The sequence below is a fragment of the Acidiphilium sp. 34-64-41 genome (genome assembly GCF_002282635.1).
GTDB lineage: Bacteria > Pseudomonadota > Alphaproteobacteria > Acetobacterales > Acetobacteraceae > Acidiphilium > Acidiphilium rubrum.
The window spans coordinates 1-8,673 of the sequence record NZ_NCJX01000151.1 but is presented as its reverse complement, the minus strand read 5'-3'; the positions used below and the strand labels follow the sequence as shown (position 1 = coordinate 8,673).

Annotated in this window: 8 protein-coding genes and 4 pseudogenes; 3 read left to right on the top strand and 9 right to left on the bottom strand. The window is 59.0% G+C overall.

Annotated elements, in window-relative coordinates:
- The 6 genes and pseudogenes from B7X49_RS18360 to B7X49_RS18335 form a co-directional block, all read right to left on the bottom strand.
- A pseudogene (locus tag B7X49_RS18360) lies at nt 1–355 on the bottom strand (hypothetical protein); the annotation flags it as partial.
- Entirely contained in the window at nt 343–480 is a 138-nt protein-coding gene (locus tag B7X49_RS18355; protein WP_286840587.1) for a hypothetical protein, read from the bottom strand. The pseudogene B7X49_RS18360 and the gene B7X49_RS18355, both read right to left, overlap by 13 nt.
- A gap of 164 nt (nt 481–644) precedes the next feature.
- Nucleotides 645–1,372: pseudogene (locus B7X49_RS18350) on the bottom strand (SDR family NAD(P)-dependent oxidoreductase).
- 229 nt (nt 1,373–1,601) lie between these two features.
- On the bottom strand, nt 1,602–2,039 hold the full coding sequence (locus tag B7X49_RS18345; protein WP_286840586.1) for an ester cyclase: 438 nt from the start codon (nt 2,037–2,039) through the stop codon (nt 1,602–1,604).
- A 19-nt stretch (nt 2,040–2,058) separates the two neighbouring features.
- Nucleotides 2,059–2,508, bottom strand: a complete 450-nt coding sequence (locus B7X49_RS18340; RefSeq protein WP_286840584.1) for a GFA family protein — start codon at nt 2,506–2,508, stop codon at nt 2,059–2,061.
- 825 nt (nt 2,509–3,333) lie between these two features.
- Nucleotides 3,334–4,110 (bottom strand): annotated as a pseudogene (locus B7X49_RS18335) (NAD(P)H-dependent oxidoreductase); the annotation flags it as partial.
- Nucleotides 4,111–4,225: 115 nt separating this feature from the next.
- On the opposite strand from B7X49_RS18335, the gene B7X49_RS18330 reads away from it, so the two are divergent.
- On the top strand, nt 4,226–5,104 hold the full coding sequence (locus tag B7X49_RS18330; RefSeq protein WP_286840580.1) for a LysR family transcriptional regulator: 879 nt from the start codon (nt 4,226–4,228) through the stop codon (nt 5,102–5,104).
- Between the two features lie 351 nt (nt 5,105–5,455).
- Here B7X49_RS18330 and B7X49_RS18325 read toward each other — a convergent pair whose 3' ends face one another.
- Nucleotides 5,456–6,346, bottom strand: coding sequence for a LysR family transcriptional regulator (locus tag B7X49_RS18325; protein WP_286840578.1), 891 nt, complete (start codon nt 6,344–6,346; stop codon nt 5,456–5,458).
- Nucleotides 6,347–6,439: 93 nt separating this feature from the next.
- On the opposite strand from B7X49_RS18325, the gene B7X49_RS18320 reads away from it, so the two are divergent.
- Nucleotides 6,440–7,234, top strand: a complete 795-nt coding sequence (locus B7X49_RS18320; RefSeq protein ID WP_286840576.1) for an SDR family NAD(P)-dependent oxidoreductase — start codon at nt 6,440–6,442, stop codon at nt 7,232–7,234.
- 54 nt (nt 7,235–7,288) lie between these two features.
- A pseudogene (locus tag B7X49_RS18900) lies at nt 7,289–7,546 on the top strand (NAD(P)-binding domain-containing protein); the annotation flags it as partial.
- Between the two features lie 63 nt (nt 7,547–7,609).
- Here the strand turns inward: B7X49_RS18900 and B7X49_RS18895 are convergent.
- Together B7X49_RS18895 and B7X49_RS18310 are read right to left on the bottom strand one after the other, a co-directional pair.
- Nucleotides 7,610–8,293 carry an IS630 family transposase gene (locus B7X49_RS18895; protein ID WP_353744449.1) on the bottom strand — a complete coding sequence of 228 codons (684 nt, stop codon included), beginning with the start codon at nt 8,291–8,293 and terminating at the stop codon, nt 7,610–7,612.
- A complete protein-coding gene (locus B7X49_RS18310; protein ID WP_286840572.1) occupies nt 8,290–8,589 on the bottom strand; it encodes a helix-turn-helix domain-containing protein in 300 nt (99 codons plus the stop codon). Before B7X49_RS18310 ends, B7X49_RS18895 begins: the two co-directional genes overlap by 4 nt.
- Between the last annotated feature and the right edge of the window lie 84 nt (nt 8,590–8,673).

Sequence of the window (8,673 nt, the reverse complement as noted above, 5' to 3'; positions counted from 1 at the left end):
TGCGGGCCATGGCTGACATCTCAGCCGATGCGCGAGTGCTGATCGACCCGATCAGGCTTTGCGCCATTTCGGCATGAGCTTTGGAAACGTCAGCGCGGGCGGCCGAGACGGCGAGGTTCATGCTTTTGTCGAGACGGTCCTGAATATCCCGCGCGGCATGATAATCCCGCTTGGTTGTCATCTGATGCAGGGTTGCCGTGGAAGCGAAGGCGGCAAGGAATGCGCGCAGGGCGTGGAGGTGTTCGGCCGTGGGATCATCGGCGATCATCGCCCGGTGTTCTGCTTTTTCGAGACGATCCTGAGCGTCCCGAACGACGCGATCGGGGTCGTCTGGCGTATCGTTTACGGCATCCATGACGTGACGCCGGCGAATTGTTCCTCCATTCCGTCAAGCCAGTGCAGGACCCGGGAGCGATCAAACAACCCGATCGGATGTTTCGTTTTGCCATCCCGCGCCGCATAGATGTAGTTGCGCGACATCATCCGCGAGCGTGTGCGATTTCATCGCTAGTTTCTGCGCAAATTATGTGATCTCAGGCCCGGCTCCTTGCGCAGATTAAGTGCTTCTCTGCGCGATTTAATTGATTGGCGCGTGACATCAGCCGCCCGTGCGCAAAATTCGTGACACTGATCGCGAACCAACGTCACCGATACCCGCCTGATGCGGTAATCACCTGCCCCGTGATCCATCGGGCAGCGTCAGAAGCCAGAAAACCAACGACTTCGGCGATTTCCTCCGGCGTGCCGAGACGGCCCAGCGGAGTGTCCTTCATGATCTCTTGCTTCGCTTCCTCGGGAACTTTTGCTTTCATCTGATCCGTCATGGTCAGGCCGGGAGCGACCGCGTTGACACGGATCTTCCGTGGCCCCAATTCGGTCGCCAGACTGACGGTGATGGCGTTCACCGCCGCTTTAGTCGCGCAGTAGACCGCCCCGCCCGGTATCGGCGAAACGCCATATTGATGATGGCGCCACCGGCATCACCAAAGGCAAGGACCGCCTGCTTGGATGCGAACAGCAGGCCGGCGATGTTCAACCCGGTCTGAGCATTCACGTGCTCAGCATCAATCTCGATCAGCGGGCGACCCATTGCGAGACCCGCGTTGTTCACCAGGACATCGATTCGTCCGAATTCGCTGACCGCAAAGTTGATCAGTCGTTTGGCATCGCTGTCCGAAGACACGTCAGCCTCGCAGGAAGTGGCGTTCCCACCGGCACGGACGATCTCGGCGACCACTGCATCCGCCTCGGCCTTCCTGGTCTTGTAGTTCACGAGCACGGCAAAATCATTGGCCGCAAGGTGCCGCGCGATCGCCGCGCCGATTCCGCGCGATGCGCCGGTCACGATCGCGACCTTAGTTATATCCTGCATATTGAATCCTTGGCCTTCTCACAGTGGTTGGTAAATTTGCCGGAACTGGCGCATTACGTGTAGCTGCGCGAGATCCTCCGCAAGTATGCGCGATTTCATCGGCGATTCCTGTTCAGATCATGTGATCGCAGGGCGTACGCCGTGCGCAGATTAACTGATCGGTGCGCAACATCAGCCGTCCGGGCGCAAAATTCGTGACACTGGGACCGAACCGGAACCTCGGTCATGATCAGGACGACGTTGATTCGCCAAGTTGTCGCCGAATAGCGTCGATGTCGCCAAGCACCCAAAGCTCAGTGATCTGCCCGCTTGCTATCGTGAAAAATGCAGCGCCAGCCCACAGAATCTGCCTGCCAGTCGCAGGAACTCCCATAAATGGTGCGCGATGGACACCGGTAAATCTCATGCGTGCCGCTACACGAAACTCTGTCCAAACCAGATCGTCTATGACGCATCGATAATTGCTAAGAGCGGCATGGACTGTCCGCATGTAGCTGATGAAGCCTTCATGGCCGATCCGTTCGTCACCGAGCGAACCACGGAACCGAAAACCGGGGTGCAGGATCTCTCTCGCAATTCCTTCGTCCGCCTGATTCCAGACTTCTCCATAGAACCGCTCAACCAGCGCCACCTGCACATTGTCCACAAATTTCGTTGTCAGTTCCATTGCGTATATGCGCGGAAAATCAGGGTTGATACAGCTTTCTGGTGTCGGGATGGGTCAGTTCGTTATCTTGAAATCGCGGCAGTGCCGGGTCCGCGTCGAACCAGGTAAGCCGTTCGACGTCGAACATGTGGAACCTGGGCCGGACCGATGGGTCGTCGGGATGATCGAGGGTCCCGGTGTTGACGGCGATATGGCCTCCCGGTTCGGCCGGCTGATACCAGATCGGTGATCCGCAATCACCGCAGAAGACGCGCCAGCCTTGATAGGAGGAGCAATAGCGTTTGGGATTGCCTTGAAGAATGTCGAAGGCTGCCGGCATGACGTTGAAAAATGGAAGAGCGGCAGACCCCGTCATTTGCCGACACTGGCGACAATGGCACCATCCTGCATCGAACACGCTTCCTGGCGAGATCGCGTAGCGGATTTGGCCGCATAGGCAGCCACCTTGCAGAATGTCATGATTGCTCATCGTCTTCTCCGGCAGGTTTAGCAGAATAGTACCCGCCTGACCGTGCCATTTCGGTCTACCCCAGCGGTACGGTCGGCTGAGACAGTTTTTCCGCCCCAATAGGATCGTTTTCATCGTTCTGAGGCATCATAGCTCGGACGTATAGAACCTTTCGAGACAAACCAGACGGCTCTCATACCCATTCGAGATCCGACCGACGTGATCGACTAAATCAGGAAATCTCAATGAGATCAAACGGCTAATGTTGTGTCACGATTTTTGCGCATGGGCGGTTGATGTCGCGCACCGATCAGTTAATTTGGGCATGGAGGCACCCAATCTGCGCACGGCAAGCGGTCTGCGATCAGATAATTTGAGCAGAAATGGCCGATGAAATCGCGCATGGCTGCGGATAAAGTCGCGCAGCTACAGGTAGGTGGGTGCGCGGACCTATAGAAAAAGGCCGTCATACGATCCAGCAAGCCTTTTTTTCTGCTTTACGCTCACCTCCTACGCCGTCTGAATACTTGTTGAACCGCCCCATTTCCTACGTCTTCTAATCATCCCCGTCGCCAATCGCGTGTCGCGATTGGCCCTCCAACGGGGACGATCGTGGCGGTTGCTTCACTCCATTCCGAGGCCTTCTCCTGCGGTGCGCGCATGCTTCGCACCGCCCTCTGGCGCCGCACATCGGAAACGTCGTGGCAATTCGATCATCGTGAGGGCCTTGAGATCAACTTGACTGTTTGAGCTGAACGCGCGTCTAGTGGAGTGTCTTGAACAGGCGCGGACAAGCGCCGCGGGCCGCGCTTCGGCAGTCTCAAGATGCTCGACCGGATCGCCCGGCTGCGCCAGATGGATGCGCAACCCTGTCTCTCCGATGCCAAGACCAGGCTTAAGCACCTGCTGTCCATCGTAGTGGCCGCCATTCTGAGTGCGATATGGGATCGGCGTGTCGGTGAAGAGATTTGCCATCCGGACCCTGAAGGCGGCGGCGACCTCCCCCCAGCGCTCCTCCGACAGGCGGTCGCTCTGGTAAACGGCAAAGGGCGGCATGACCTCCATGCCCGGATAGAAGAGCTGCCCATGCTGGATGGGCCACAGGATCTCGTCGAGGCGGCCATTCACGCCGCGCTCGCTGTAGTGCGGCTCGCGGCCGCCGATGTTGACGGCGACCATCGCCCGGCGCCCGGCGAGCGTCCCTTCGCCATACCGATCGCCCCAGCGTTCTCCACCTTGCGGACCGACGCCGTAGGCGAAACCATGCGCATAGACACGCTCGACCCAACCCTTCAGGATCGCGGGCGTGCTGAACCACCACAGCGGGAAGGTGAGGATGACGGCGTCCGCCCAAAGCAGCTTCTGTTGCTCTGCCACGACATCGGCGGGCTGAGTGCCCCTGGCGAAGGCGTTGCCCGATTCCGATGCATAGTGCAGCCGGTCGGCGTCCTTACGCTGCGGGAAATCGGCGGCATCGGCCACGGCCTTCCAGCCCATGGCGTAGAGGTCTGATATCTGAACCTGATGCCCCTGTGCGGTCAGTGTTTCGACCGCGAGGTTCTTCAACGAGCTGGTCAGCGACTGGGCTTCGGGGTGGGCGTGGACGATAAGAATGTTGCTCATGCGGTGATCCTGAACGGGAAAGGAAAGGAAAGGGCCGGCTTTCAGCCTGCCCATAAAGCTAGAGATCACTTCGTCATTCTTGAAATCAAAGGATCTTTGTGCTGGCATCTACGCCATGGATACCAACCAGCTCGATTTCAACCTGCTCGTGACGCTCGACACTTTGCTGGCCGAGCGCAATGTGACCCATGCGGCACGTCGCCTGAACATGAGCCAGCCCGCGCTTTCAACCCGTCTGGCACGGTTGCGCGACATCTTCGACGACCCGCTGTTGATCCCGACGCAACGCGGCATGGTGCCGACCCAGAAAGCGATGGAACTTCAACCGCAGCTGCATGATGCGCTCGAAGCTGTGCGCCGTGCTGTGGCAGCGGACTCGGCATTCGATCCTTCACGAGCGAAAGGGACGATCCGCGTCGCGGCCACCGATTACACGCAGAGCGCCTTGCTTCTGCCTCTGCTCCGTACCCTGCGGCAGGAAGCGCCGGGGCTTCGGATTGCGTGGCATAGCCTGGATCTCACCGCCTTGTACGGCCAAATGGAGCGCGGAGCGGTCGATCTGGCTATTAACCGGCCGCAAACGGCGCCAGAGCACTTACGGATGCGCACGCTCGCGCGAACGGGGCACCCTGATGTCAAAGGCAGGATCGACCTCGACTTGTTCTGCAGCCTCGACCACGTCATCGTATCCCCCGAGGGAGGCGGCTTCGCCGGGCCGACCGACACTGTTCTCGAAGCGATGGGGAGATCGCGGCATGTCGCTCTCTCCGCGCCGGGCTTTCTTGTCGTTCCCATGATCGTCGCAAGCTCCGACATGATCGCGGTCGTGCCGGCGCGCATCGTTCGCGAGGCAAGGGAGCGACTGCAGGTCTTTGATCCCCCCATTGGCGTCCCGGGCTTCGAACTCGCCATGCTTTGGCATGATCGGACGACGACGCACCCGGTTCAGCGATGGGTACGGGAGCGCTTCGTCATGCTCCTTGAGGAAACCTGACCCCGCGTGTTCCGAGGATTCGACGAGGATCGCGATGGACGTATTGGTCGACCAATAGCCGGGCGTTGGCTGGCAGGTAACTCCCAGGCCGCTCTATCGACGCTTACGATGAGCCGGCGGCCCGGGCCAAAACCACTGCCATTCAAGCAACCGGACAGAATTGAAAATATTCGACCGACTACCGTTTTCCATATTCAAGCTGCGATCAGCATCTTTCATGCGTAACCCCTGGCTCGGAAACGGCGAGAATGGGCGCACAGCCGCCATTCAATTGGTCTGTCCTGTACGGCGGCTTTCCCCTCATGTCGGATGTAGATTGCTAACGGCGTACCTCCCAGAAGCAGACGTAGCCTAAAGCCGTTTCGGTATGGCCTTCGCTAAGAAATCGGTCACGCACCGCACGCGTTCCGGCACGAACCGGCGCTTTGGCCACACCAGGCTTATGTCTCGAACGCCTTGCACAAAATCATCAAGAACCGTGATGACATCCGATTGTGCAAGCTCTTCTGCGAGCGAAACTTTCGCAAAAAGGCCGATCCCGACACCAGCCAGAACACCCATGCGAATGGTTTCAACGCTGTTGGAACTGAGGCTTCCCCGAACGGTTACGCTAAACTGGCCATTAGGCCCGATAAACGTCCAATTCGCCGCCTCATGCAGCCCGTTGTAGACTAGGCAGTTATGATTCAGAAGATCGGCAGGAATTTTCGGTGTGCCGCGTTGCGCGAAATACCGGCGAGATCCAACGCAGACCAAGGGCGTTTCGACGACGAACTTGGCCACGGCGTCAGGCTCGTCGACACGCCCAACCCGGATGGCTAAATCGACTCTATCCTCCACCATATCCCGCACGAAGTCCGAGAGAATGAGATCAATATGCAGGTCGGGATAAAGCGACAGCAGCTTGGGGATCAGCGGAAGCACATGTAGCCGTCCAAAAGTTGCCGCCACGCTGATCCGGACGGTTCCCGAGATTGCGACTGAGCTATTCGTTAGCTCGGTTTCCGCCTTATTCATCTCATCGAGCAGCGGCTTCGCCCGGTCGTAATATCGCTGTCCCTGATCCGTCAGCGTTACACTGCGCGTGTTTCGATGGAACAATGCAACGCCAAGCCGCTTTTCGAGCGCCGCGACGGCCTTGCTGATGGCCGGCTGCGCGTCGCCGCCGCGCCGAGCGGCGGCCGAGAAGCCGCCCGCCTCAGCGACAGAAATGAATGCGTTCAATTCATGAAATCGATCCAAGCTATTCTCCTCTGGAATAGATACTATGGGATTTTGCACGATTATAAAAGAATTCCTTCGCGCCCAGGTTCCGGTGATCAAAGGAGTTTTAGTATGATCATCGATCTCAAAGGCCGAAAGGCAATCGTAACAGGGTCCACGGCGGGTATCGGCCGCGCCATTGCGGAAGGATTGGCGCGTGCTGGCGCCGCGGTTGTCATCAGCGGCCGCGGCCAGGCAAGGGTCGATACAGCACTTCGCGAGTTGCGCGACCTCTTCCCAAAGGGTGAGTTCACCGGCGTCTCCGCCGATCTTGCGACCCCGGAAGGCGCTGCGACGCTGTTCGCGCAGGAGCCGGATGCGGATATTCTCGTCAACAATGTGGGCACGGGGCGCCCGAAGGCTTTCTTCGAAATTGGCGACAGTGAGTGGACCGATCTCTTCGAGCTCAACGTCATGAGCGGCATTCGCACCTCCCGCCACTATGTGCCGAACATGACGAAGCGCGGCTGGGGGCGTGTCGTCTTCATCAGTAGCGAGTCCGCGCTCGCAATCCCCGTGGACTTGATCGACTACGCCATGACCAAGACCGCTCAGCTCGCCATTTCCAGGGGCTTGGCCGAGGTGGTCGCAGGGACGGGCGTCACCGTCAATTCTGTCCTCCCTGGCCCGACCCGTTCGGAGATTATGGGCGGCTGGATGAAGGCGGCTGCGGAGGCGCAAGGCATTACACAAGACGAAGCCGAGCAGCAGTTCCTCAAGGCAACGCGCCCGTCAACGCTCATCAAACGCTTCGCGACAACGGAAGAAGTCGCGAATCTGGTTGTCTATGCCTGCTCGGAGCAAGCGTCGGCGACGACGGGCACTTCCTTGCGTGTCGACGGTGGCGTCGTTCGGACAATAGCCTGAGGCGCCTGCCTTGGTACGGATATTTCCACTCTAAACAGCGATCCGGCGGATCTCATGAGCACTGCGATTATAGGTTTTGGCGCTATCGGCCAGGCGCTTGCCCGGGCGTTCGCCCGTAAAAACATTCAGGTCTCCGTCGCGGCCCGGCGACCGCTCGAAGCGATCGCGCCGCTAGCCAAGGCGATTGGGCCGACAGTGACCGCGAGTTCACCGGCGGACGCGCTCAAGGCCCAGATCGTCATCTTGGCAATCCCTTATCCGGAAATTGCTGGGCTTGCTTCCACGACGAACTGGAGCGGAAAAACGGTCATCGACGCGACAAACGCGATCGACTTTCCCGATTTCACCCCGACTGAATTGGGCGGTAAGTTCTCCTCAAGCATCGTTCAGGAGACCCTGAGCGGAGCGAAGGTCGTCAAGGCCTTCAACACAATACCCGCTGCAATTCTGGCGCAGAGCCCCGAAGAAGACGGGGGCTTGGTTTCGAGAGACCTCCCAGGCGGCGACCTCCGTGATCAGGGTTTGCTTGTCAGCGATACGCCGGTTCAGACATTGGGTGGACAAGACGCTGAGTTCGGTTTCAGCCATATCCAGCCAACTGCCGTGTTTTGGGGTGTAGTGCCACTCAAAGCGTTCGACCAGGCGGCGGGCCTCGGCTGCGGGGAAGGCTTCGTACAGTGAAGCGGGTTTGTGGGTATTCAGATTGTCCTGCACGAGCACGATCCTGGCTGCGTCCGGAAAATGCTGATCTGATAAGTCCTTGAGTATTTCGGCATAATCAACAGCCGTATGGCGATCGGTGACCTCGACATGCCGCCAGCCCTCCAGGGGCGCGAATAGCATGAACAGGTTAGCCGTGCCGTTTCTCTCGTATTCATAGTCGTGTCGCGCTGGGCTGCCCGGCTTGGCGGGGATGGGCAAGCGGGTTTCGGCGATAAGTTGCTTGGACGTCTCGTCAAGGCAGACTACGGGATGTGCAGGATCGTACGGCCGATGATAGACCTCGAGCACGTCCTCCATGGCGGCGACGAAGGCGACGTTGCCGTCCGGCGGAATCACCCATTGCTTTCGCAGGTGAGGCTTGAGCGTGTTTTTTTTAGAATCCGCCCGATCGTATTATCGCTGGCGCGATCGACGATCTTCAGTTCGACCACCGCCTCCTCCAGCAGTTCGAGCGTCCAGCGCGTGCGGCCACTGGGTGGGGCCGAGCAGGCGAGTGCGATCAATTTTGCCTCGGCTGCGCCATCGAAGATGCGCCGCCGGGCAGACGCGGGCGAGTGTTTGCGCGTGAGAGCGCCGTCCAGGCCCTCTTCGACTAAAAGTTGCCGGGCTTTGGCAACCGTGTCAAATCGCATCCAAACGCGACCCCCTTTTCGCGTCCAATTCCGACCCCTTTGGGCGTTAGAAACAGCGTTAGCGGCGGGGGCTTATCCACGTAG

Excerpts from the sequence above, each read along its gene's own strand:
- B7X49_RS18320 (WP_286840576.1), top strand. The coding sequence starts at position 6,440 with ATGATCATCGATCTCAAAGGCCGAAAGGCAATCGTAACAGGGTCCACG.
- B7X49_RS18330 (WP_286840580.1), top strand. The coding sequence starts at position 4,226 with ATGGATACCAACCAGCTCGATTTCAACCTGCTCGTGACGCTCGACACT.
- B7X49_RS18345 (WP_286840586.1), bottom strand. The coding sequence starts at position 2,039 with ATGGAACTGACAACGAAATTTGTGGACAATGTGCAGGTGGCGCTGGTT.
- B7X49_RS18340 (WP_286840584.1), bottom strand. The coding sequence starts at position 2,508 with ATGAGCAATCATGACATTCTGCAAGGTGGCTGCCTATGCGGCCAAATC.
- B7X49_RS18355 (WP_286840587.1), bottom strand. The coding sequence starts at position 480 with ATGTCGCGCAACTACATCTATGCGGCGCGGGATGGCAAAACGAAACAT.
- B7X49_RS18310 (WP_286840572.1), bottom strand. The coding sequence starts at position 8,589 with ATGCGATTTGACACGGTTGCCAAAGCCCGGCAACTTTTAGTCGAAGAG.